We start from the raw sequence: 23,897 nt of genomic DNA, 5'->3' as shown, positions 1-23,897 counted from the left end.
CCGCCCAAGAGTTCATATCGACGGCGGTGTTTGGCACCTCGATGTCGGCTCATCACATCCTGGGGCTGAAGCCGGTCCCAAGGGTATGGCTGTTCGCCATTTAAAGTGGTACGCGAGCTGGGTTTAGAACGTCGTGAGACAGTTCGGTCCCTATCTGCCGTGGACGTTTGAGATTTGAGAGGGGCTGCTCCTAGTACGAGAGGACCGGAGTGGACGAACCTCTGGTGTTCCGGTTGTCACGCCAGTGGCATTGCCGGGTAGCTATGTTCGGAAAAGATAACCGCTGAAAGCATCTAAGCGGGAAACTTGCCTCAAGATGAGATCTCACTGGGATCTTGAATCCCCTAAAGGGCCGTCGAAGACTACGACGTTGATAGGTTGGGTGTGTAAGCGCTGTGAGGCGTTGAGCTAACCAATACTAATTGCCCGTGAGGCTTGACCATATAACACCCAAGCAATTTGCTTAAGAAGCGAGTCGCGGTGTGTGAAGACGAAACAAACCGAAAGTTTGCACAACACACAAATCTATTACATACCCATTCGCTGGCACGTTGCACAAGCAACGGACTGGCTACCGAATTTCTTGACGACCATAGAGCGTTGGAACCACCTGATCCCATCCCGAACTCAGAAGTGAAACGATGCATCGCCGATGGTAGTGTGGGGTTTCCCCATGTGAGAGTAGGTCATCGTCAAGATTAAATTCCGAAACCCCAATTGCGAAAGCAGTTGGGGTTTTGTCTTTATGTAGAAGTTACTGATTTTGCTGACACGTTCGACTCTAGAGTCCAACGGATCGGCCACAGAATTTCTTGACGACCATAGAGCGTTGGAACCACCTGATCCCATCCCGAACTCAGAAGTGAAACGATGCATCGCCGATGGTAGTGTGGGGTTTCCCCATGTGAGAGTAGGTCATCGTCAAGATTAAATTCCGAAACCCCAATTGCGAAAGCAATTGGGGTTTTGTTTTTGCGCGGAGAAAAGTGGATTTGATTTTTATCTGCCCGATCGACCTGCTCGCCGGGTGGTGTTTTCTATGCAATGGTTTTGGGCATAGCTATCATGCCGGGCTCATTGTGAGGCGGATACTGCATGTCGACGTTGTTAGAGCTTCTAAAGGATGGGCGTTTTCACTCGGGCCAGGCGCTCGGAGAGGTGTTGGGTGTTAGTCGTAGTGCCATATGGAAGCAGTTACAGCTTCTTGAGGCGGAATTGGGGCTTGTCATCCATAAGGTACGAGGTCGTGGATATCAGTTGGCCACTCCAATCACTTTGTTGAGCAGCGCGGAGATAAGTCGGTGCTCTTCTCCCAGCAGTGCTTGGGACGTTCGAGTTTTTGATTCTATCGACTCCACAAACGCTGAGGCGCTGCGATCCATCGAGGGGGGGGCTGTGGCTCCTTTTCTTGTGCTAGCTGAGCGTCAGACCGCGGGGCGTGGCCGGCGTGGACGCAAGTGGATAAGTCCTTTTGCCGAGAATATCTACTACAGCCTTGTCTTGCGCATAGATGGAGGTCTCCGGCAATTGGAGGGTCTCAGTCTCGTCGTGGGGTTGGCGGTTATGCATACCCTTCGTGAGTATGGAATCCCAAGTGCGGGTTTGAAGTGGCCAAACGATGTTTTGGTTGGTCAGAAGAAGGTCGCGGGAATACTTTTGGAGCTGGTGGGCGATCCTGCGGACGTGTGTCATGTGGTCCTGGGGGTTGGGATTAATGTGAATATGCAGAGCGCCGAGGGGGTCGATCAGGAGTGGACCTCGATAAGGTTGGAGTCTGGCCAGGTTACTGATCGCAATCAGCTGGTTGCTCGATTGAGTGAGACCCTTGTGGCTTATCTGGAGCGTCATCGACTGGATGGTTTCTCCGCTATCCAGGGCGAATGGGAGCAAGGTCATCTCTGGCAGGGGCGTGAGGTGTCTCTGATTGCGGGGGTCAATAAGATCGATGGTGTCGTGCTGGGTATTGATCGCCAAGGGGCGTTGCGGTTGAGCGTTGAAGGTGAAGAGAAAACTTATAGCGGTGGGGAGCTCAGTCTAAGGTTGCGTGATAATCCTTGAGTTTGGCTGCGAAACGCCATGAAATGTGCCCGCGCTACCTTAGGCTAGTAGGTGGGGAGGCTTGTATAGCTGCTCTGGGCGTTGTGTTGGTTTCGCAGGATCAGTTTGTTCGTGATTTGTTTTTTCGAGTTGACTAAGGCTTGTCTTTCGTCTCGAGGTATTTATGCGCTGGCTGTTTCTGTTGTTACTGGTCCTCAATGGTTTCTATTACATCTGGCACCAGCAGGAAGCACCTCTTCGTGCGAAAGAGATTATGCCTCTCTCGCTCTATCGAGGCTCTCAGCAAGATATTCGCTTGTTGAGTGAGTCTGCAGATTCGGTCGAGCGGAGGGATAAGGGGAGGGTTGGAGAGGTTGATGCAAGCTGTCTCTATCTGGGGGGCTTTGCTCGTCGAGATATGGCTCAGATGCTTGAGCAGCGGCTTATAGGGCTGGGGGCGGATGTCAGGCTACTGTCCTTGAGTGTTCCTGGATCTTCTGGTTTCTGGTTGCGTGTGGCCCCTGAAAGCAAGCATTTGCTGGATGATCTACAGCTGCAGAACCTTGCTAAGGAATTCAATGAGTTAAAACATAAAATAATGCCTTGTGAGGGGCTTGCAACTGTCGAATAGGTTGCATAGAATGGCGCCCGCTCCGCAGTGAAGACCTTTTTAGGTTAAAGCAGCAGAGCTAAGTCAACGCAGCTAACCTCAAGATTTTATTGAGAAAATGCTTGACAGGAAGGTGGCGTAGTGTAAAATGCTGCCTCGCTTAGGAGGGGTTCCCGAGCGGCCAAAGGGATCAGACTGTAAATCTGACGTCTACGACTTCGAAGGTTCGAATCCTTCCCCCTCCACCAGATTTAGCGAGAGCTGCAGGCTCCGCGGGTATAGTTTAGTGGTAGAACCTCAGCCTTCCAAGCTGATGATGCGGGTTCGATTCCCGCTACCCGCTCCAAGTTTGCAGGTTTTGCAAAGTGTTACGCTCTTGTAGCTCAGTTGGTAGAGCACACCCTTGGTAAGGGTGAGGTCAGCGGTTCAAATCCGCTCAAGAGCTCCATATAACAAGGCAGATATGAAAATATCTGCCTTTGTTTTAATGGCTTGTGTGACTTGCTCAATTCTTCTCCTAGGGGTGATTTCGATGGCTAAGGAAAAGTTCGAACGTAATAAGCCGCACGTTAACGTGGGTACTATCGGTCACGTTGACCACGGTAAGACCACTCTGACTGCTGCTCTGACTCGCGTTTGTTCCGAGGTTTTCGGTTCGGCTCGTGTTGACTTCGATAAGATCGACAGTGCCCCAGAAGAAAAAGCTCGTGGTATCACCATCAACACTGCGCACGTAGAGTACGATTCGCACATTCGTCACTACGCGCACGTTGACTGCCCAGGTCACGCCGACTACGTCAAAAACATGATCACTGGTGCTGCCCAGATGGATGGCGCGATCCTGGTTTGCTCGGCTGCCGATGGTCCGATGCCGCAAACTCGTGAGCACATCCTGCTTTCCCGTCAGGTAGGCGTTCCGTACATCGTTGTCTTCCTGAACAAGGCTGACATGGTTGACGACGCTGAGCTGCTGGAACTGGTTGAAATGGAAGTGCGCGATCTGCTGAGCACTTACGACTTCCCAGGTGATGACACTCCAATCATCATCGGTTCGGCTCTGATGGCTCTGAACGGTCAAGACGACAACGAAATGGGTACCACCGCTGTTAAGCGTCTGGTAGAAACTCTGGACACTTACATCCCAGAGCCGGAGCGTGCAATCGACAAGCCGTTCCTGATGCCAATCGAAGACGTATTCTCGATCTCCGGTCGTGGCACCGTGGTAACTGGTCGTGTTGAGCGTGGCATCGTTCGCATCCAGGAAGAAGTTGAGATCGTTGGTCTGCGCGATACTCAGAAGACTACCTGCACCGGCGTTGAAATGTTCCGCAAGCTGCTCGACGAAGGTCGTGCTGGCGAGAACTGCGGCGTTCTGCTGCGTGGTACCAAGCGTGATGACGTTGAGCGTGGCCAGGTTCTGGTTAAGCCAGGCACCGTTAAGCCGCACACCAAGTTCACCGCTGAAGTTTATGTTCTGAGCAAGGAAGAAGGCGGTCGTCATACTCCGTTCTTCAAAGGCTACCGTCCACAGTTCTACTTCCGTACTACTGACGTGACTGGTAACTGCGAGCTGCCAGAAGGCGTTGAAATGGTAATGCCAGGTGACAACATCCAGATGACTGTCACTCTGATCAAAACCATCGCGATGGAAGATGGTCTGCGTTTCGCTATTCGTGAAGGCGGTCGTACCGTCGGCGCCGGCGTCGTGGCCAAAGTCATCGAATAAGCTCTTGAAATATCTCCATCGGGCCGACATAATGGTCGGCCTGATTTTGTTTTTAGGTCAGTAGCTCAATTGGCAGAGCGACGGTCTCCAAAACCGTAGGTTGGGGGTTCGATTCCCTCCTGACCTGCCAGATTCACTCAATGTGTCTGGCTTTCTTTTCACAGGATCTTCATAGATGACTCCTAAGGCTGAAGCTCAAGGCTCTCGCTTCGATCTGCTCAAGTGGCTCGTTGTGGTTGCTTTGGTGATTGTTGGTGTTGTTGGCAATCAGTACTATTCTGCTTCGCCGATCCTGTACCGCGTATTGGCGCTGCTTGCCATTGCCGCAGTTGCTGCCTTCATTGGTCTGCAAACTGCCAAGGGTAAGTCGTTCTTCGTGTTGGTTAAGGAAGCACGCACTGAGATTCGTAAAGTCGTATGGCCAACTCGCCAAGAGACCACGCAGACCACGCTTATTGTAGTGGCTGTGGTTCTGGTCATGGCGTTGCTGTTGTGGGGGCTAGATTCCCTGCTTGGCTGGCTTGTTTCCTTGATTGTTGGCTAAGGGTGTCCCGTGGCTAAGCGTTGGTACGTTGTGCATGCTTACTCGGGTTACGAGAAGCATGTAATGCGCTCGTTGATCGAGCGTGTAAAGCTGGCTGGCATGGAAGATGGCTTCGGCGAGATTCTGGTCCCCACTGAAGAAGTGGTTGAGATGCGCAATGGCCAGAAGCGCAAAAGCGAGCGCAAGTTCTTTCCAGGCTATGTGCTGGTTCAAATGGACATGAATGAGGGTACTTGGCACTTGGTCAAGGACACTCCTCGTGTCATGGGTTTCATTGGTGGTACTGCTGATAAGCCGGCGCCTATCACTGATAAAGAGGCGGAAGCAATTCTGCGTCGCGTTGCTGATGGTAGCGATAAGCCCAAGCCTAAGACGCTGTTCGAGCCAGGTGAAGTGGTCCGTGTTACTGACGGCCCATTCGCAGACTTTAACGGTACGGTCGAAGAAGTTAACTACGAAAAGAGCCGGATCCAAGTGGCGGTGCTCATTTTCGGTCGCTCTACTCCGGTAGAGCTAGAGTTCAGTCAGGTCGAGAAGGTCTAACTGGACGAGAATCCCATACCCCGCAGCCTTAGGCTGTGGGGTTTTTTCGTCACTGGGATAAACGCGCAAGTAACCGGGGAGCCTTTCTAGGCGTCTGAACCCGTAATTGGAGTGCCTCATGGCTAAGAAGATTACTGCTTACATCAAGCTGCAAGTTAAGGCCGCTCAGGCCAACCCAAGCCCGCCCGTTGGTCCAGCTCTGGGTCAGCACGGCGTGAACATCATGGAATTCTGCAAGGCTTTCAACGCCCGTACTCAGGGGCTTGAACCAGGTCTGCCGACTCCTGTGATTATCACTGTTTACAGTGACCGCAGCTTCACTTTCGAAACTAAGAGCACCCCTGCTTCGGTTCTGCTGAAGAAAGCTGCTGGCCTGACCAGCGGTTCCGCTCGTCCGAACACCGTTAAGGTTGGCACTGTTACCCGTGCTCAGCTGGAAGAAATCGCGAAAACCAAAAACGCGGATCTGACTGCAGCTGATATGGATGCAGCCGTGCGTACTATCGCCGGTTCTGCTCGTAGCATGGGCCTTAACGTGGAGGGTGTGTAATGGCTAAGCTGACCAAGCGCCAAAAGGCTATCGCCGGCAAGATTGAAGCAGGCAAGGCCTACAACTTCGTAGAAGCCGCCGCTCTCCTGACCGAGCTGTCGACCGTTAAGTTCAGCGAGTCCGTAGACGTAGCTGTGAACCTGGGCGTAGACCCACGTAAATCTGACCAGGTTGTTCGTAGCGCTACCGTGCTGCCACACGGCACTGGCAAGACTGTACGTGTTGCTGTGTTTACTCAGGGTCCAGCTGCTGAAGCTGCTCTGGCTGCCGGTGCAGACCGCGTAGGTATGGATGATCTGGCTGCCGAAATGAAAGGCGGCGACCTGAACTATGACGTAGTTATTGCTTCTCCGGATGCAATGCGCGTTGTAGGTCAGCTGGGTCAGGTTCTGGGTCCTCGTGGCCTGATGCCTAACCCGAAAGTCGGCACTGTAACCCCAGACGTGGCCTCGGCAGTTAAGAACGCCAAGGCTGGTCAGGTTCGCTACCGCACCGACAAAAACGGCATTATCCACACCTCCGTTGGCAAGGTCGGCTTCGACGCCGTCAAGCTGAAGGAAAACGTTGAAGCCCTGATCGCTGACCTGAAGCGTATCAAGCCAGCTTCTTCGAAAGGTATCTACGTCAAGCGCGTTACCCTGAGCACCACCATGGGTCCAGGTCTGGTCATCGACCAAGGCTCGCTGGACGTATAAGACACAGGCTGGCACAAGCGATTGCGCCAGTTGAAAAAATTGGGGTCCCTGCCTGGCGGGGGCTATCCAAGACCGTAGGCGACGCAAGTCTTAAACCTCAAGCCTACGCAGATGGTGCTCCCGGTTCCTTACCGAATCAGACACCAAAACGACATCCAGCCCAGGTTGGATGAAACGGTAACAAGCAGGAGTTAAACCCGTGGCAATTAAACTCGAAGACAAGAAGGCCATCGTCGCTGAAGTCAACGAGGCTGCCAAAGTCGCTCTGTCTGCTGTTGTGGCTGATGCCCGCGGTGTGACAGTAGGCGCAATGACCGGACTCCGTAAAGAGGCCCGCGAAGCTGGTGTTTACGTACGTGTTGTACGTAACACCCTGCTCAAGCGCGCTGTTGAAGGCACTCAATATGACGTGCTCAACGACGCGTTCGTCGGCCCTACCCTGATTGCATTCTCCAAGGAACATCCGGGCGCTGCTGCTCGTATTTTCAAAGAGTTCGCAAAGGGTCAGGACAAGTTCGAGATCAAGGCAGCTGCGTTCGAGGGCAAGTACCTCGCAGCAAACGAGATCGACGTGTTGGCTTCGCTGCCAACTCGCGACGAAGCTATTGCGAAGCTGATGAGCGTGATTCAAGGCGCTACCAGCAAGCTGGCTCGTACTCTGGCGGCTATTCGCGACCAGAAAGAAGCTGCTGCTGCCTAAGGCACCGCAAGCCCTTTCAAAATCATATGTTTAATTTGATGGCTGCGTAGGCTGTCACCCCAATACAGGAATTTATAGTCATGTCTCTGACTAACGAGCAAATCATCGAAGCAATCGGCCAGAAAACCGTTCTGGAAGTTGTTGAGCTGATCAAAGCAATGGAAGAAACCTTCGGCGTTACCGCTGCTGTTGCCGCTGCTGGCCCAGCTGCTGCTGCCGCTGTTGTTGAAGAGCAAACTGAATTCAACGTCATGCTGACCGAAGCTGGCGAGAAGAAAGTTAACGTGATCAAGGCAGTACGTGAACTGACCGGTCTGGGCCTGAAAGAAGCCAAGGCTGTAGTTGACGGCGCTCCTGCCATGGTTCTGGAAGCTGTTGCTAAAGAAGCAGCTGACAAAGCCAAAGCAGCTCTGGAAGAAGCAGGCGCTAAAGTCGAGCTCAAGTAAGCATCGACTTTGTGTCTCCAGCCCAAGCGTTAAGCGAACGGCTGATGGCTGGTGGCTTTTGCCACCGGCCTTTTTCCGTTATTGGCGACCGACTGGGTCGGTGCCTTTAACGTGCTGTAACCCACCCTGTGCGGTGGCGCAAACCAAAGGGTTTGCACGATTTTCTGGCTGCTCCCGTCGGGAGGAGCCGAATAAGCAGGTGACCAAGCTGGGGAACGCTGATGGCTTACTCATATACTGAGAAAAAACGTATCCGCAAGGACTTTAGCAAGTTGCCGGACGTCATGGATGTGCCGTACCTCCTGGCCATCCAGCTGGATTCGTATCGTGAATTCTTGCAAGCGGGAGCGACTAAAGATCAGTTCCGCGACGTGGGCCTGCATGCGGCCTTCAAATCCGTTTTCCCGATCATCAGCTACTCCGGCAATGCTGCGTTGGAGTATGTCGGTTATCGCCTGGGCGAACCGGCGTTTGATGTTAAAGAATGCGTGTTGCGTGGTGTGACTTACGCCGTACCTTTGCGGGTAAAAGTTCGTCTGATCATTTTCGACAAAGAATCGTCGAACAAAGCGATCAAGGACATCAAAGAGCAAGAAGTCTACATGGGTGAAATCCCCCTGATGACTGAGAACGGTACCTTCGTAATCAACGGTACCGAGCGTGTAATCGTTTCCCAGCTGCACCGTTCCCCTGGCGTATTCTTCGACCACGACCGTGGCAAGACGCACAGCTCCGGTAAGCTGCTGTACTCCGCGCGGATCATTCCTTACCGCGGTTCGTGGCTGGACTTCGAGTTCGACCCGAAAGACTGCGTGTTCGTCCGTATCGACCGTCGCCGCAAGCTACCTGCGTCGGTTCTGCTGCGCGCGCTGGGTTACACCACTGAAGAAGTGCTGGATGCTTTCTACACCACCAACGTATTCCACGTGAAAGGCGAGAGCCTGAGCCTGGAACTGGTGCCTCAGCGCCTGCGTGGTGAAATTGCCGTTCTGGACATCCAGGATGACAAGGGCAAGGTTATTGTCGAGCAGGGTCGTCGTATCACCGCTCGCCACATCAACCAGCTGGAAAAAGCCGGTATCAAAGAGCTGGATGTACCTCTGGACTACGTCCTGGGGCGTACCACCGCCAAGGCTATCGTGCACCCGGCTACTGGTGAAATCCTGGCAGAGTGCAACACCGAGCTGAATACCGAGATCCTGGCAAAAATCGCCAAGGCCCAGGTTGTTCGCATCGAAACGCTGTACACCAACGACATCGACTGTGGTCCGTTCGTTTCTGACACTCTGAAGATCGACTCCACCAGCAACCAATTGGAAGCGCTGGTCGAGATCTATCGCATGATGCGTCCTGGCGAGCCGCCAACCAAAGATGCTGCCGAGACTCTGTTCAACAACCTGTTCTTCAGCCCTGAGCGCTATGACCTCTCCGCCGTTGGCCGGATGAAGTTCAACCGTCGTATCGGTCGTACCGAGATCGAAGGTTCGGGCGTCCTGTGCAAAGAGGACATCGTTGCCGTACTGAAGACTCTGGTCGACATCCGTAACGGTAAAGGCATCGTCGACGACATCGACCACCTGGGTAACCGTCGTGTTCGTTGCGTAGGCGAAATGGCCGAGAACCAGTTCCGCGTTGGTCTGGTGCGTGTAGAGCGTGCGGTCAAAGAGCGTCTGTCGATGGCCGAAAGCGAAGGCCTGATGCCGCAAGACCTGATCAATGCCAAGCCAGTGGCTGCGGCAGTGAAAGAGTTCTTCGGTTCCAGCCAGCTGTCGCAGTTCATGGACCAGAACAACCCGCTCTCCGAGATCACCCACAAGCGTCGTGTCTCCGCACTCGGCCCAGGTGGTCTGACCCGTGAGCGTGCAGGCTTCGAAGTTCGTGACGTGCACCCGACTCACTACGGTCGTGTATGCCCGATCGAGACGCCGGAAGGTCCGAACATCGGTCTGATCAACTCCCTGGCGGCCTATGCGCGCACCAACCAGTACGGCTTCCTCGAGAGCCCGTACCGTGTGGTGAAAGACGCCCTGGTCACTGACGAGATCGTGTTCCTGTCCGCCATCGAAGAGGCCGATCACGTGATCGCCCAGGCTTCGGCGACCATGAACGACAAAGGTCAGCTGATCGATGAGCTGGTGGCTGTTCGTCACTTGAACGAATTTACCGTCAAGGCGCCGGAAGACGTCACCTTGATGGACGTTTCGCCGAAGCAGGTAGTCTCGGTTGCAGCGTCGCTGATTCCGTTCCTCGAGCACGACGACGCCAACCGTGCGTTGATGGGTTCCAACATGCAGCGTCAGGCTGTACCGACCCTGCGTGCTGATAAGCCGCTGGTAGGTACCGGCATGGAGCGCAACGTTGCCCGTGACTCCGGCGTTTGTGTCGTGGCTCGCCGTGGCGGCGTGATCGACTCGGTCGATGCCAGCCGTATCGTGGTTCGTGTTGCGGATGACGAAGTCGAAACTGGCGAAGCCGGTGTTGATATCTACAACCTGACCAAGTACACCCGCTCCAACCAGAACACCTGCATCAACCAGCGTCCGCTGGTGAGAAAGGGTGATCGGGTTCAGCGCAGCGACATCATGGCCGACGGCCCGTCCACCGATATGGGTGAGCTGGCTCTGGGTCAGAACATGCGTATCGCGTTCATGGCATGGAACGGCTTCAACTTCGAAGACTCCATCTGCCTGTCCGAGCGTGTGGTTCAGGAAGACCGCTTCACCACGATCCACATTCAGGAACTGACCTGTGTGGCCCGTGACACCAAGCTTGGCCCAGAGGAAATCACTGCAGACATCCCGAACGTGGGTGAGGCTGCACTGAACAAGCTGGACGAAGCCGGTATCGTTTATGTAGGTGCTGAAGTTGGCGCAGGCGACATCCTGGTCGGTAAGGTCACTCCGAAAGGCGAGACTCAGCTGACTCCGGAAGAGAAACTGCTGCGCGCGATCTTCGGTGAAAAAGCCAGCGACGTTAAAGACACCTCCCTGCGTGTGCCTACTGGTACCAAAGGTACTGTCATTGACGTACAGGTCTTCACTCGTGACGGCGTTGAGCGTGATGCTCGTGCACTGTCCATCGAGAAGAGCCAGCTCGACGAGATCCGCAAGGATCTGAACGAAGAGTTTCGCATCGTTGAAGGCGCAACCTTCGAGCGTCTGCGCTCCGCTCTGGTCGGCCATAAAGCCGAAGGCGGCGCCGGTCTGAAGAAAGGTCAGGAAATCACCGACGAAGTTCTCGACGGTCTTGAGCATGGCCAGTGGTTCAAACTGCGCATGGCTGAAGATGCTCTGAACGAGCAGCTCGAGAAGGCTCAGGCCTACATCGTTGATCGCCGCCGTCTGCTGGACGACAAGTTCGAAGACAAGAAGCGCAAACTGCAGCAGGGCGATGACCTGGCTCCAGGCGTGCTGAAAATCGTCAAGGTCTACCTGGCAATCCGTCGTCGCATTCAGCCGGGCGACAAGATGGCCGGTCGTCACGGTAACAAGGGTGTGGTCTCCGTGATCATGCCGGTTGAAGACATGCCGCACGATGCCAATGGCACCCCGGTCGACGTCGTCCTCAACCCACTGGGCGTACCTTCGCGTATGAACGTTGGTCAGATTCTCGAAACTCACCTGGGCCTCGCGGCCAAAGGTTTGGGCGAGAAGATCAACCGCATGGTTGAAGAGCAGCGTAAGGTGGCGGAGCTGCGCACCTTCCTGGACGAAATCTACAACCAGATCGGCGGTCGCAACGAAGACCTGGACAGCTTCTCCGATCAGGAGATTCTGGATCTGGCGAACAACCTGCGCGGCGGTGTGCCAATGGCCACTCCGGTGTTCGACGGCGCCAAGGAAAGCGAAATCAAGGCCATGCTGAAACTGGCGGACCTGCCAGAGAGCGGCCAGATGCAGCTGACCGACGGCCGTACCGGCAACAAGTTCGAGCGTCCAGTTACCGTTGGCTACATGTACATGCTGAAACTGAACCACTTGGTAGACGACAAGATGCACGCTCGTTCTACCGGTTCGTACAGCCTGGTTACCCAGCAGCCGCTGGGTGGTAAGGCGCAGTTCGGTGGTCAGCGTTTCGGGGAGATGGAGGTCTGGGCACTGGAAGCATACGGTGCTGCATACACTCTGCAAGAAATGCTCACAGTGAAGTCGGACGATGTGAACGGTCGTACCAAGATGTACAAAAACATCGTGGACGGCGATCACCGTATGGAGCCGGGCATGCCCGAGTCCTTCAACGTGTTGATCAAAGAAATTCGTTCCCTCGGCATCGATATCGATCTGGAAACCGAATAACACGTGACGCGAATCGAGAGCGGGGCAGGATTGCCCGCTCTCTGCTCCGCCAGGAGGAAAGGCCTTGAAAGACCTACTGAATTTGCTGAAAAACCAGGGTCAAGTCGAAGAGTTCGACGCCATCCGTATCGGATTGGCCTCGCCTGAGATGATCCGTTCGTGGTCGTTCGGTGAAGTTAAAAAGCCGGAAACCATCAACTACCGTACGTTCAAGCCTGAGCGTGACGGCCTGTTCTGCGCCAAGATCTTTGGCCCGGTAAAGGATTACGAGTGCCTGTGCGGTAAGTACAAGCGCTTGAAGCATCGCGGCGTGATCTGCGAGAAGTGCGGCGTTGAAGTTGCACTGGCCAAGGTTCGTCGTGAGCGCATGGCGCACATCGAGCTGGCCTCGCCAGTTGCCCACATCTGGTTCCTGAAATCGCTGCCGTCCCGTATCGGCCTGCTGATGGACATGACCCTGCGTGATATCGAGCGCGTTCTCTACTTCGAGAGCTACGTTGTTATCGATCCAGGCATGACCACCCTGGAAAAGGGTCAGCTGCTGAACGACGAGCAGTACTTCGAAGCGCTGGAAGAGTTCGGTGATGACTTCGACGCCCGCATGGGTGCCGAGGCTGTCCGCGAGCTGCTGCACGCTATCGACCTGGAGCACGAGATTGGCCGTCTGCGTGAAGAGATTCCGCAAACCAACTCGGAAACCAAGATCAAGAAGCTGTCCAAGCGTCTGAAGTTGATGGAGGCCTTCCAAGGCTCCGGCAACCTGCCAGAGTGGATGGTGTTGACCGTTCTGCCGGTTCTGCCGCCAGATCTGCGTCCACTGGTTCCGCTGGATGGCGGTCGCTTTGCGACTTCCGACCTCAACGACCTGTATCGTCGAGTGATCAACCGTAACAACCGCTTGAAGCGCCTGCTTGATCTGTCCGCTCCGGACATCATCGTGCGCAACGAAAAGCGTATGTTGCAGGAAGCTGTCGATGCACTGCTCGACAACGGCCGTCGTGGCCGTGCTATCACCGGTTCCAACAAGCGTCCTCTGAAATCCCTGGCTGACATGATCAAGGGTAAGCAAGGTCGTTTCCGTCAGAACTTGCTCGGTAAGCGTGTTGACTACTCCGGTCGTTCGGTAATTACCGTAGGCCCGACCCTGCGTCTGCACCAGTGCGGTCTGCCGAAGAAGATGGCTCTCGAGCTGTTCAAGCCGTTCATTTTCGGCAAGCTGGAAATGCGTGGTCTCGCTACCACCATCAAAGCCGCCAAGAAGATGGTCGAGCGTGAGCTGCCGGAAGTTTGGGACGTTCTCGCTGAAGTGATTCGCGAACACCCAGTGCTGCTCAACCGTGCACCGACCCTTCACCGTCTGGGTATCCAGGCGTTTGAACCGGTACTGATCGAAGGTAAGGCTATCCAGCTGCACCCTCTGGTCTGTGCTGCGTACAACGCCGACTTCGACGGCGACCAGATGGCCGTGCACGTACCGCTGACGCTGGAAGCCCAGCTGGAAGCGCGTGCGTTGATGATGTCGACCAACAACATTCTGTCGCCAGCCAACGGTGAGCCAATCATCGTTCCGTCGCAGGACGTTGTATTGGGTCTGTACTACATGACCCGTGAAGCGATCAACGCCAAGGGCGAAGGTCGTGTGTTCGCCGACCTGCAGGAAGTCGACCGCGTATTCCGCGCCGGCGAAGCAGCCCTGCACGCCAAGATCAAGGTTCGTATCAACGAAACCGTTAACGATCGTGATGGCGGCAGCGTCAGCGCTACCCGTATCGTTGACACCACTGTCGGCCGTGCGCTGCTGTTCCAGGTTGTGCCGAAAGGTCTGTCGTTCGACGTCGTCAACCTGCCGATGAAGAAGAAAGCGATCTCCAAGCTGATCAACCAGTGCTACCGCGTGGTAGGTCTGAAAGAGACCGTAATCTTCGCTGACCAGTTGATGTACACCGGTTTCGCTTACTCGACCATTTCCGGCGTTTCCATCGGTGTTAACGACTTCGTTATCCCGGATGAAAAAGCCCGCATCATCGGTGCAGCCACCGACGAAGTGAAAGAAATCGAGAGCCAGTACGCCTCCGGCCTGGTGACCCAGGGCGAGAAGTACAACAAGGTGATCGACCTTTGGTCGAAAGCCAACGACGAAGTATCCAAGGCGATGATGGCCAACCTCTCGAAAGAGAAAGTCATCGACCGCAATGGCGACGAAGTCGAGCAAGAATCGTTCAACTCGATGTACATGATGGCTGACTCGGGTGCGCGGGGTTCCGCTGCACAGATCCGCCAGCTGGCCGGTATGCGTGGTCTGATGGCCAAGCCGGACGGCTCCATCATCGAAACGCCGATTACTGCGAACTTCCGTGAAGGTCTGAGCGTACTCCAGTACTTCATCTCGACTCACGGTGCTCGTAAAGGTCTGGCGGATACCGCGTTGAAAACTGCGAACTCCGGTTACCTGACTCGTCGTCTGGTAGACGTGGCGCAGGATCTGGTTGTAACCGAGATCGATTGCGGCACCGAACACGGCCTGCTGATGACTCCGCACATTGAAGGCGGTGACGTTGTAGAGCCACTGGGTGAGCGCGTATTGGGTCGTGTTATCGCCCGTGACGTATTCAAACCGGGTACCGAGGACGTCATCGTTCCTGCTGGCACTCTGGTAGACGAGAAGTGGGTTGAGTTCATCGAGCTGAACAGCATCGACGAAGTGATCGTGCGTTCGCCGATCAGTTGCGAAACCCGCTACGGCATCTGTGCCAAGTGCTACGGTCGTGACTTGGCTCGCGGCCACCTGGTGAACATTGGTGAAGCGGTAGGCGTAATTGCTGCCCAGTCCATCGGTGAGCCGGGTACCCAGCTGACCATGCGTACGTTCCACATCGGTGGTGCGGCAAGCCGGACCTCGGCAGCGGACAGCGTACAGGTGAAGAATGGCGGTACCGTCCGTCTGCATAACCTGAAGCATGTTGAGCGTGTTGACGGTCACCTGGTAGCTGTATCCCGTTCTGGCGAGCTGGCAATTGCCGACGACTTCGGTCGTGAGCGCGAGCGCTACAAGCTGCCTTACGGTGCTGTGATTTCGGTGAAGGAAGGCGATAAGGTCGACGCTGGTGCCATCGTGGCCAAGTGGGATCCGCACACTCACCCAATCGTTACCGAAATGAAAGGTACCGTGACCTACGTGGGCATGGAAGAAGGCATCACGATCAAGCGTCAGACTGACGAATTGACCGGTATGACCAACATTGAAGTACTTGACGTCAAAGACCGTCCAGCTGCCGGTAAGGACATTCGTCCAGCGGTGAAGATGGTGGGTATGGATGGCAAGGATCTGCTGCTGCCAGGTACTGACGTACCGGCCCAGTACTTCCTGCCGGCTAACGCACTTGTAGGTGTTGCTGACGGTGCGCAGATTGCGATCGGTGATGTTATCGCTCGTATTCCGCAAGAGACTTCGAAGACCCGTGACATCACCGGTGGTCTGCCGCGTGTTGCCGACTTGTTCGAAGCTCGTCGTCCGAAAGAGGCCTCGATTCTGGCTGAAGTCAGCGGCACCATCGCGTTCGGTAAAGAGACCAAAGGCAAGCGCCGCCTGGTCATTACCCCGAACGACGGTAGCGATCCGTATGAGGAGCTGATTCCGAAGTGGCGTCACCTGAACGTCTTCGAAGGCGAACAAGTGAACCGCGGCGAAGTTATTTCCGACGGTCCGAGCGATCCACACGACATCCTGCGTCTGCTGGGTGTGAGTGCGCTGGCCAAGTACATCGTTAACGAGATCCAGGACGTTTATCGTCTGCAGGGCGTGAAGATCAACGATAAGCACATCGAGACCATCCTGCGTCAGATGTTGCGTAAGGTTGAGATTGCCGAGTCTGGCGACTCCAGCTTCATCAAGGGCGACCAGATGGAACTGACTCACGTACTGGTAGAAAACGAGCGTCTGAGCGCTGAAGACAAGTTCATCTCCAAGTTCACCCGCGTATTGCTGGGTATTACTAAGGCGTCCTTGTCCACTGAGTCGTTCATCTCGGCGGCCTCTTTCCAAGAGACCACTCGTGTACTGACCGAAGCGGCAGTGACCGGCAAGCGTGACTACCTGCGCGGCCTGAAGGAAAACGTGGTTGTGGGTCGTCTGATCCCGGCCGGTACCGGCCTGGCTTACCACAGCGAGCGCAAGCGTCGTCGTGATGCAGACAAGCCTCTGCGCGTAAGCGCGAGCGAAGTCGAAGCAGCACTGACTGAAGCGCTGAACTCCAGCGGTAACTGAGGTCTGCAATAGATTGAGATGGGGCCCCGGTTTTTCCGACTGAGAATCGAGACACTTTTGGTCGAGGTTCGCTGATCGGGGAGCCCGGGGCCTTGCCTTGACTGGGGGCAAGATCCTCTTTAGACTCTTGTACCCCTAAATTTGGTGGAGCTTGTGCTCTGCCATTTTGTTTATGTCGAAAGACAACAGTGGAGCTAGTAGATGGCAACTATCAACCAGCTGGTACGTCAGCCGCGTAAGCGTATCGTCGAGAAATCCGACGTGCCTGCGCTGCAGAACTGCCCGCAACGTCGTGGCGTGTGCACTCGCGTGTATACCACTACGCCGAAAAAACCTAACTCGGCACTGCGTAAAGTATGCCGTGTGCGTCTGACCAACGGTTTCGAGGTTTCCTCGTATATCGGTGGTGAGGGCCACAACCTGCAAGAGCACAGCGTCGTACTGATTCGTGGCGGCCGTGTAAAAGACTTGCCAGGTGTTCGTTACCACACCGTTCGCGGCTCCCTGGATACCTCCGGCGTTAAAGGTCGTAACCAAGGTCGTTCGAAGTACGGTACCAAGCGTCCGAAGTAATCGGCCGTTTTGCAGTTTTTAATTATATTGAGTCGATAAGAGTAAGGTCGGGCACGCGTCCATTGGATCAACTGTCCCGAGCTAACCTGAAGACCGTTTGAGGGCTTATCAATGCCAAGACGTCGCGTAGCAGCCAAACGTGAGATTCTGGACGATCCGAAATACGGAAGCCAGATCCTCGCCAAGTTCATGAACCACGTAATGGAAAGCGGTAAGAAAGCCGTTGCCGAGCGTATCGTTTATGGCGCGCTGGAAAAAGTTAAAGAGCGCAAGAACAGCGATCCCCTGGAAATCTTCGAGAAAGCTCTCGACGCCATCGCTCCGCTGGTCGAAGTGAAGTCGCGCCGTGTAGGCGGTGCTACTTACCAGGTTCCGGTCGAAGTTCGTCCGTCCCGTCGTAACGCTCTGGCAATGCGCTGGTTGGTAGACTTCGCCCGCAAGCGCGGCGAGAAGTCTATGGCTCTGCGTTTGGCTGGCGAACTGCTGGACGCTGCCGAAGGCAAAGGTGCTGCAGTTAAGAAGCGTGAAGACGTTCACCGTATGGCTGAAGCCAACAAGGCTTTCTCGCACTACCGCTTCTAATCTCAGCATCATTCATTTTGCGAGGGCTTTATGGCTCGTACTACAGCAATCAACCGCTACCGTAACATCGGTATCTGTGCCCACGTTGACGCGGGCAAGACTACCACTACCGAGCGGATCCTGTTTTACACAGGTCTCAGCCATAAGATGGGTGAGGTGCATGACGGCGCTGCTACCACCGACTGGATGGTGCAGGAGCAGGAGCGGGGTATTACCATTACCTCCGCTGCTGTAACTACCTTCTGGAAAGGTTCGCGCGGCCAATACGATAACTATCGTGTAAACGTTATCGATACCCCTGGCCACGTAGACTTCACCATCGAAGTAGAGCGTTCGCTGCGCGTACTCGACGGCGCGGTCGTTGTGTTCTGCGGTACTTCTGGTGTTGAGCCTCAGTCTGAAACCGTATGGCGTCAAGCCAACAAGTACGGCGTTCCACGTGTTGTTTACGTGAACAAGATGGACCGTGCCGGCGCTAACTTCCTGCGTGTTGTTGGTCAGATCAAAAACCGCCTGGGTCACACCCCGGTTCCGGTTCAGCTGGCTATCGGCGCTGAAGATAACTTCGAAGGTCAGGTTGATCTGATCAAGATGAAGGCTATCTACTGGAACGACGACGACAAGGGTACTACCTATCGCGAGGAAGAAATTCCTGCCGATATGCTGGACCTGGCTAACGAGTGGCGCTCCAACATGGTTGAAGCCGCTGCTGAAGCCAACGAAGAGTTGATGAACAAGTACCTTGAAGAAGGTGACCTGACTCCAGAAGAGATCAAGGCTGGTCTGCGTGCGCGCACCCTGGCTAGCGAAATCGTTCCGGCTGTCTGCGGCTCTTCGTTCAAGAACAAGGGTGTTCCCCTGGTTCTCGACGCCGTTATCGACTTCCTGCCTGCTCCTACCGAGATCCCGGCGATCAAAGGTATCCATCCGGATCTCATCGAGAAGCCGAAGGATGAGCTGGTAGAGGCGGATTACGACGAGCGTCACGCTGATGATGCTGAACCGTTCTCGGCTCTGGCATTCAAGATCGCTACCGACCCGTTCGTTGGTACTCTGACTTTCGTGCGCGTTTACTCGGGCTTCCTGAGCTCGGGCGACTCCGTGATCAACTCGGTCAAGGGCAAGAAAGAGCGCGTTGGTCGTATGGTGCAGATGCACGCCAACCAGCGTGAAGAGATCAAGGAAGTACGTGCAGGCGATATCGCTGCCCTGATCGGCATGAAGGACGTCACCACTGGTGACACTTTGTGCGATCTCGACAAGCAGATCATTCTTGAGCGTATGGACTTCCCTGAGCCTGTGATTTCGGTAGCGGTAGAGCCGAAAACCAAGCAGGACCAGGAAAAGATGGGTATTGCACTGGGCAAGCTGGCTCAGGAAGACCCGTCGTTCCGCGTCAAGACCGACGAAGAGACCGGTCAGACCATCATTTCCGGTATGGGTGAGCTGCACCTGGACATCCTCGTTGATCGCATGAAGCGCGAGTTCAACGTCGAAGCCAACATCGGCAAGCCGCAGGTTTCGTACCGCGAGAAGATTAGCAAGAGCAACGTCGAGATCGAAGGCAAGTTCGTTCGTCAATCCGGCGGTCGCGGTCAGTTCGGTCACTGCTGGATCCGTTTCTCGGAGCCGGACGTCGATGCGAACGGCAACATCACCGAAGGTCTGGTCTTCACCAACGAAGTTGTTGGTGGTGTGGTTCCTAAGGAATACATCCCGGCTATCCAGAAGGGTATCGAAGAGCAGATGAAGAACGGCGTCGTTGCCGGTTATCCGCTGATCGGCCTGAAGGCTACCGTGTTCGATGGTTCCTACCACGACGTCGACTCCAACGAGATGGCGTTCAAGGTGGCGGCCTCCATGGCGACCAAGCAGCTGGCCCAAAAGGGTGGCGGCGTTGTGCTCGAGCCGATCATGAAGGTTGAAGTAGTAACCCCAGAGGACTACATGGGTGACGTGATGGGTGACCTGAACCGTCGTCGTGGTCTGATTCAGGGTATGGATGACTCGGTGTCCGGCAAGGTTATCCGTGCTGAAGTTCCACTGGGTGAAATGTTCGGTTATGCAACTGACGTTCGTTCCATGTCTCAGGGTCGCGCGAGCTACTCCATGGAATTCTCCAAATACGCCGAAGCTCCGTCGAACATCGTCGAAGCTCTCGTTAAAAAACAAGGCTGATTCAGTCTCCCCTTTAGGCTAGGAGTTAATTGTCGTGGCTAAAGAAAAATTTGAACGTAACAAACCGCACGTCAACGTTGGCACTATCGGTCACGTTGACCACGGTAAAACCACTCTGACTGCTGCTCTGACTCGCGTTTGCTCCGAAGTTTTCGGTTCGGCTCGTGTTGACTTCGACAAGATCGACAGCGCTCCAGAAGAAAAAGCTCGTGGTATCACCATCAACACTGCGCACGTAGAGTACGATTCGCACATTCGTCACTACGCGCACGTTGACTGCCCAGGTCACGCCGACTACGTCAAAAACATGATCACCGGTGCTGCCCAGATGGACGGCGCGATCCTGGTTTGCTCGGCTGCCGATGGTCCGATGCCACAAACTCGTGAGCACATCCTGCTGTCCCGTCAGGTAGGCGTTCCGTACATCGTTGTCTTCCTGAACAAGGCTGACATGGTTGACGACGCTGAGCTGCTGGAACTGGTTGAAATGGAAGTGCGCGATCTGCTGAGCACTTACGACTTCCCAGGTGATGACACTCCAATCATCATCGGTTCGGCTCTGATGGCTCTGAACGGTCAAGACGACAACGAAATGGGTACCACCGCTGTTAAGCGTCTGGTAGAAACTCTGGACACTTACATCCCAGAGCCGGAGCGTGCAATCGACAAGCCGTTCCTGATGCCAATCGAAGACGTATTCTCGATCTCCGGTCGTGGCACCGTGGTAACTGGTCGTGTTGAGCGTGGCATCGTTCGCATCCAGGAAGAAGTTGAGATCGTTGGTCTGCGCGATACTCAGAAGACTACCTGCACCGGCGTTGAAATGTTCCGCAAGCTGCTCGACGAAGGTCGTGCTGGCGAGAACTGCGGCGTTCTGCTGCGTGGTACCAAGCGTGATGACGTTGAGCGTGGCCAGGTTCTGGTTAAGCCAGGCACCGTTAAGCCGCACACCAAGTTCACCGCTGAAGTTTATGTTCTGAGCAAGGAAGAAGGCGGCCGTCATACTCCGTTCTTCAAAGGCTACCGTCCACAGTTCTACTTCCGTACTACTGACGTGACTGGTAACTGCGAGCTGCCAGAAGGCGTTGAAATGGTAATGCCAGGTGACAACATCCAGATGACTGTCACTCTGATCAAAACCATCGCGATGGAAGATGGTCTGCGTTTCGCTATCCGTGAAGGCGGTCGTACCGTCGGCGCCGGCGTCGTAGCCAAAGTTATCGAGTAATCGACGACTCATGAAGAAGCCCCCGCTTGCGGGGGCTTTTTTATTGGGTTGACACTCTGTGGGGCCGTCTATAGAATTGCGCCTCCTTTTAACGGGCGTATTGCGCCCGGTGGGAATAGCAGCCTGGAGTCTGAAATCCAATGCAAAATCAGCAAATCCGTATCAGGTTGAAGGCTTTCGACCATCGCCTGATCGACCAATCCACCCAGGAAATCGTGGAAACCGCGAAACGTACTGGTGCTCAAGTGCGTGGTCCAATTCCACTGCCTACCCGTAAAGAGCGGTTCACCGTTCTGGTCTCCCCGCACGTCAACAAAGACGCGCGTGACCAGTACGAGATCCGTACTCATAAGCGCGTACTGGACATCGTCCAGCCAACGGATAAAACCGTTGATGCTCTTATGAAGCTTGATCTTGCGGCAGGTGTGGAAGTGCAGATCAGCCTCGGCTAAGACTCGGTCTTAGTCGTGTAACGCTCTGAAATGGGCGGCCATAGCGGGTGAAAGCCCCGTACACTCATGAGGTTTACAACATGACTATTGGTGTAGTCGGTCGTAAATGCGGTATGACCCGTATTTTCACCGAAGAAGGTGTCTCCATTCCGGTCACGGTCATTGAGATCGAGCCGAATCGCGTCACCCAGTTCAAAACTGAAGAAACCGATGGCTATCGTGCAGTGCAAGTCACTGTAGGTGAGCGTCGTGCTTCGCGCGTGACTGCTGCTCAAGCAGGTCACTTCGCTAAAGCGAACGTTGCTGCCGGTCGTGGCGTTTGGGAATTCCGTCTTGAAGAAGGCGAGTACCAAGCTGGCGATCTGATCAATGCAGAAATCTTCGCAGCTGGCCAACTGGTAGATGTTACCGGTCAGTCGAAAGGTAAAGGCTTCGCCGGTACCATCAAGCGTTGGAATTTCCGCGGTCAAGATAACACCCACGGTAACTCCGTTTCCCACCGCGTCCCGGGCTCTATTGGCCAGTGCCAGACTCCTGGTCGTGTATTCAAGGGCAAAAAAATGTCCGGTCATATGGGCGCTGAGCGCGTGACCGTGCAGTCCCTGGAAGTAGTGCGCGTCGACGCTGAACGCAATCTGTTGTTGGTCAAGGGTGCTGTTCCTGGCGCTACTGGCGGCAACCTGGTTGTACGTCCGGCGGCCAAGGCTCGCGGTTAAGGGGAAGCTGACATGCAATTAAATGTAAATGACGCTCAAGCGATCGAAGTTTCCGAACTGACATTTGGCGGCGAATTCAACGAGACGCTGGTTCACCAAGCAGTCGTGGCCTACATGGCTGGCGGCCGTCAAGGTAGCAAGCAGCAAAAGACCCGTTCCGACGTTTCCGGTGGCGGCAAGCGCCCATGGCGTCAGAAAGGTACTGGCCGTGCTCGTGCTGGTACTATCCGTAGCCCAATCTGGCGTGGCGGCGGTACCACTTTCGCAGCTCGTCCTCAGGATCACTCCCAGAAGCTGAACAAGAAGATGTATCGCGCAGCAATGCGTTCCATCCTTGCTGAGCTGGTGCGTACTGATCGTCTGGTCGTGGTTCAGGATTTCGCTGTTGAAACTCCGAAAACCAAAGATCTGCTGGGCAAACTGAACAACATGAGCCTGACCGACGTTCTGATCGTGTCGGACGCTGTTGATCAGAACCTGTACCTGGCTGCTCGTAACCTGCCACACGTTGATGTTCGTGACGTGCAAGGTTCCGATCCAGTTAGTCTGATCGCATACGACAAAGTGTTGATCACTGTGTCGGCCGTGAAGAAATTCGAGGAGCTGCTGGGATGAACCAGGAACGCGTATTTAAAGTTCTGCTTGGCCCGCACGTTTCCGAGAAGGCTACGGTTCTGGCAGACAAGAAAGGCCAGTTCGTTTTCAAGGTTGCTACTGACGCAACCAAGCTGGAAATCAAGAAGGCCGTCGAAAGCCTGTTCAGCGTGAAAGTGGAGCGCGTTACTACCCTGAACGTTCTGGGTAAGAGCAAGCGTACCGCTCGCGGTCTGGGCAAGCGTAATGACTGGAAGAAGGCAGTTATCTCCCTTCAGCCAGGCCAAGATCTCGATTTCAGCAGCAGTGCTGAGTAAGGAAGGGGTGCATCATGGCAATCGTTAAATGCAAACCGACTTCCCCTGGCCGCCGTTTTGTGGTCAAGGTGGTCAACCAGGAGCTGCATAAAGGCGCTCCTCACGCACCGCTGCTCGAGAAGAAATCGAAGTCTGGTGGTCGTAACAACAATGGCCGCATTACCACTCGTCACGTTGGTGGTGGTCATAAGCAGCATTACCGTCTGGTCGACTTCCGTCGCAACGACAAAGATGGCATCGCTGCCACTGTCGAGCGTATCGAATACGATCCAAACCGTACTGCTCACATCGCTCTGCTGCTGTACGCAGATGGCGAGCGTCGCTACATCATCGCCCCTAAGGGCGTGAGCGCTGGCGACCAGCTGATCGCAGGTGCTCTGGCACCGATCAAGCCGGGCAACGCTCTGCAACTGCGCAACATTCCAGTTGGTAGCACCGTACACGGCATCGAACTGAAGCCAGGTAAAGGCGCGCAAATCGCTCGTTCGGCTGGTGCTTCGGCTCAACTGGTCGCTCGTGAAGGCGTCTACGTGACCCTGCGTCTGCGTTCTGGTGAGATGCGTAAAGTGCTGGCTGAATGCCGTGCGACCCTGGGCGAAGTCTCGAACTCCGAGCACAGCCTGCGTTCGCTGGGTAAAGCTGGTGCCAAACGCTGGCGTGGCGTTCGCCCAACCGTTCGTGGTGTTGCCATGAACCCGGTTGACCACCCACATGGTGGTGGTGAAGGTCGTACCTCTGGTGGTCGTCATCCGGTATCGCCATGGGGCTTCCCGACTAAGGGCGCGAAGACTCGTGGTAATAAGCGTACCGACAAAATGATCGTCCGTCGTCGCAAGTAAATAGAGGG

The 23,897-nt window shown here is 54.9% G+C and carries 20 protein-coding genes, 4 tRNA genes and 3 rRNA genes (1 of these 27 running past the window's edge); all 27 read left to right on the top strand.

From position 1 onward, the window contains the following. A 23S ribosomal RNA gene (locus DWF74_RS12610) occupies positions 1 to 443 on the top strand (it extends 2,449 nt beyond the left edge of the window). A gap of 139 nt (positions 444 to 582) precedes the next feature. Beyond that, positions 583 to 698 (top strand): 5S ribosomal RNA (gene rrf, locus DWF74_RS12605). 113 nt (positions 699 to 811) lie between these two features. Beyond that, positions 812 to 927: ribosomal RNA gene (gene rrf / locus DWF74_RS12600) — 5S ribosomal RNA — on the top strand. Between the two features lie 168 nt (positions 928 to 1,095). Beyond that, a complete protein-coding gene (gene birA / locus DWF74_RS12595) occupies positions 1,096 to 2,058 on the top strand; it encodes a bifunctional biotin--[acetyl-CoA-carboxylase] ligase/biotin operon repressor BirA (protein ID WP_115581049.1) in 963 nt (320 codons plus the stop codon). 163 nt (positions 2,059 to 2,221) lie between these two features. Beyond that, positions 2,222 to 2,668, top strand: coding sequence for a hypothetical protein (locus DWF74_RS12590; RefSeq protein WP_115581048.1), 447 nt, complete (start codon positions 2,222 to 2,224; stop codon positions 2,666 to 2,668). Positions 2,669 to 2,810: 142 nt separating this feature from the next. Then, a tRNA-Tyr gene (locus DWF74_RS12585) sits at positions 2,811 to 2,895 on the top strand. 24 nt (positions 2,896 to 2,919) lie between these two features. Next, positions 2,920 to 2,993 (top strand) — tRNA-Gly (locus DWF74_RS12580). A gap of 26 nt (positions 2,994 to 3,019) precedes the next feature. Then, positions 3,020 to 3,095, top strand: a tRNA-Thr gene (locus DWF74_RS12575). 84 nt (positions 3,096 to 3,179) lie between these two features. Further along, on the top strand, positions 3,180 to 4,373 hold the full coding sequence (tuf, locus tag DWF74_RS12570; RefSeq protein ID WP_060841339.1) for an elongation factor Tu: 1,194 nt from the start codon (positions 3,180 to 3,182) through the stop codon (positions 4,371 to 4,373). A gap of 54 nt (positions 4,374 to 4,427) precedes the next feature. Next, positions 4,428 to 4,503: transfer RNA gene (locus DWF74_RS12565), tRNA-Trp, on the top strand. A 45-nt stretch (positions 4,504 to 4,548) separates the two neighbouring features. After that, complete coding sequence (gene secE, locus DWF74_RS12560) at positions 4,549 to 4,917, top strand: preprotein translocase subunit SecE (RefSeq protein WP_047306325.1); 369 nt, start codon at positions 4,549 to 4,551, stop codon at positions 4,915 to 4,917. A 9-nt stretch (positions 4,918 to 4,926) separates the two neighbouring features. After that, positions 4,927 to 5,460, top strand: a complete 534-nt coding sequence (gene nusG, locus DWF74_RS12555; protein WP_010443972.1) for a transcription termination/antitermination protein NusG — start codon at positions 4,927 to 4,929, stop codon at positions 5,458 to 5,460. Positions 5,461 to 5,578: 118 nt separating this feature from the next. After that, positions 5,579 to 6,010, top strand: coding sequence for a 50S ribosomal protein L11 (rplK, locus tag DWF74_RS12550; RefSeq protein ID WP_003176435.1), 432 nt, complete (start codon positions 5,579 to 5,581; stop codon positions 6,008 to 6,010). Next, positions 6,010 to 6,705, top strand: coding sequence for a 50S ribosomal protein L1 (gene rplA / locus DWF74_RS12545; RefSeq protein WP_011063782.1), 696 nt, complete (start codon positions 6,010 to 6,012; stop codon positions 6,703 to 6,705). Before rplK ends, rplA begins: the two co-directional genes overlap by 1 nt. A gap of 199 nt (positions 6,706 to 6,904) precedes the next feature. Next, positions 6,905 to 7,405: a 50S ribosomal protein L10 gene (gene rplJ / locus DWF74_RS12540; protein ID WP_016968679.1), complete on the top strand. Its 501-nt coding sequence runs from the start codon at positions 6,905 to 6,907 to the stop codon at positions 7,403 to 7,405. An 80-nt stretch (positions 7,406 to 7,485) separates the two neighbouring features. Next, positions 7,486 to 7,851 (top strand): 50S ribosomal protein L7/L12, encoded by a 366-nt coding sequence (gene rplL, locus DWF74_RS12535; RefSeq protein WP_011063780.1) that lies wholly within the window; start codon positions 7,486 to 7,488, stop codon positions 7,849 to 7,851. A 221-nt stretch (positions 7,852 to 8,072) separates the two neighbouring features. Continuing rightward, the gene (gene rpoB / locus DWF74_RS12530; protein ID WP_016968678.1) at positions 8,073 to 12,146 is read left to right on the top strand and encodes a DNA-directed RNA polymerase subunit beta; all 4,074 of its coding nucleotides are present in this window, start codon (positions 8,073 to 8,075) and stop codon (positions 12,144 to 12,146) included. A 64-nt stretch (positions 12,147 to 12,210) separates the two neighbouring features. Next, the gene (gene rpoC / locus DWF74_RS12525) at positions 12,211 to 16,410 is read left to right on the top strand and encodes a DNA-directed RNA polymerase subunit beta' (protein ID WP_102865259.1); all 4,200 of its coding nucleotides are present in this window, start codon (positions 12,211 to 12,213) and stop codon (positions 16,408 to 16,410) included. A 201-nt stretch (positions 16,411 to 16,611) separates the two neighbouring features. Then, positions 16,612 to 16,983 (top strand): 30S ribosomal protein S12, encoded by a 372-nt coding sequence (gene rpsL, locus DWF74_RS12520; RefSeq protein ID WP_003186084.1) that lies wholly within the window; start codon positions 16,612 to 16,614, stop codon positions 16,981 to 16,983. Positions 16,984 to 17,094: 111 nt separating this feature from the next. Further along, on the top strand, positions 17,095 to 17,565 hold the full coding sequence (rpsG, locus tag DWF74_RS12515; RefSeq protein WP_007925959.1) for a 30S ribosomal protein S7: 471 nt from the start codon (positions 17,095 to 17,097) through the stop codon (positions 17,563 to 17,565). Between the two features lie 30 nt (positions 17,566 to 17,595). Beyond that, positions 17,596 to 19,743 (top strand): elongation factor G, encoded by a 2,148-nt coding sequence (gene fusA / locus DWF74_RS12510; protein WP_102865260.1) that lies wholly within the window; start codon positions 17,596 to 17,598, stop codon positions 19,741 to 19,743. A 34-nt stretch (positions 19,744 to 19,777) separates the two neighbouring features. After that, positions 19,778 to 20,971 (top strand): elongation factor Tu, encoded by a 1,194-nt coding sequence (gene tuf / locus DWF74_RS12505; RefSeq protein WP_060841339.1) that lies wholly within the window; start codon positions 19,778 to 19,780, stop codon positions 20,969 to 20,971. A 140-nt stretch (positions 20,972 to 21,111) separates the two neighbouring features. Then, complete coding sequence (gene rpsJ / locus DWF74_RS12500; protein ID WP_003186070.1) at positions 21,112 to 21,423, top strand: 30S ribosomal protein S10; 312 nt, start codon at positions 21,112 to 21,114, stop codon at positions 21,421 to 21,423. Between the two features lie 80 nt (positions 21,424 to 21,503). Continuing rightward, complete coding sequence (gene rplC / locus DWF74_RS12495; RefSeq protein ID WP_007924205.1) at positions 21,504 to 22,139, top strand: 50S ribosomal protein L3; 636 nt, start codon at positions 21,504 to 21,506, stop codon at positions 22,137 to 22,139. Between the two features lie 12 nt (positions 22,140 to 22,151). Further along, positions 22,152 to 22,754: a 50S ribosomal protein L4 gene (gene rplD, locus DWF74_RS12490; protein ID WP_007924200.1), complete on the top strand. Its 603-nt coding sequence runs from the start codon at positions 22,152 to 22,154 to the stop codon at positions 22,752 to 22,754. After that, positions 22,751 to 23,050, top strand: a complete 300-nt coding sequence (gene rplW / locus DWF74_RS12485; protein WP_002555488.1) for a 50S ribosomal protein L23 — start codon at positions 22,751 to 22,753, stop codon at positions 23,048 to 23,050. The genes rplD and rplW overlap by 4 nt, the downstream gene beginning before the upstream one ends. A gap of 14 nt (positions 23,051 to 23,064) precedes the next feature. After that, on the top strand, positions 23,065 to 23,889 hold the full coding sequence (rplB, locus tag DWF74_RS12480; RefSeq protein ID WP_011063775.1) for a 50S ribosomal protein L2: 825 nt from the start codon (positions 23,065 to 23,067) through the stop codon (positions 23,887 to 23,889). Positions 23,890 to 23,897: the final 8 nt, after the last annotated feature.

The sequence above is a fragment of the Pseudomonas protegens genome, from assembly GCF_003363755.1.
GTDB classification, from domain to species: domain Bacteria; phylum Pseudomonadota; class Gammaproteobacteria; order Pseudomonadales; family Pseudomonadaceae; genus Aquipseudomonas; species Aquipseudomonas danubii.
Note: the sequence above shows the minus strand (reverse complement) of the source record. Positions and strands in the feature narration are given on the sequence as shown.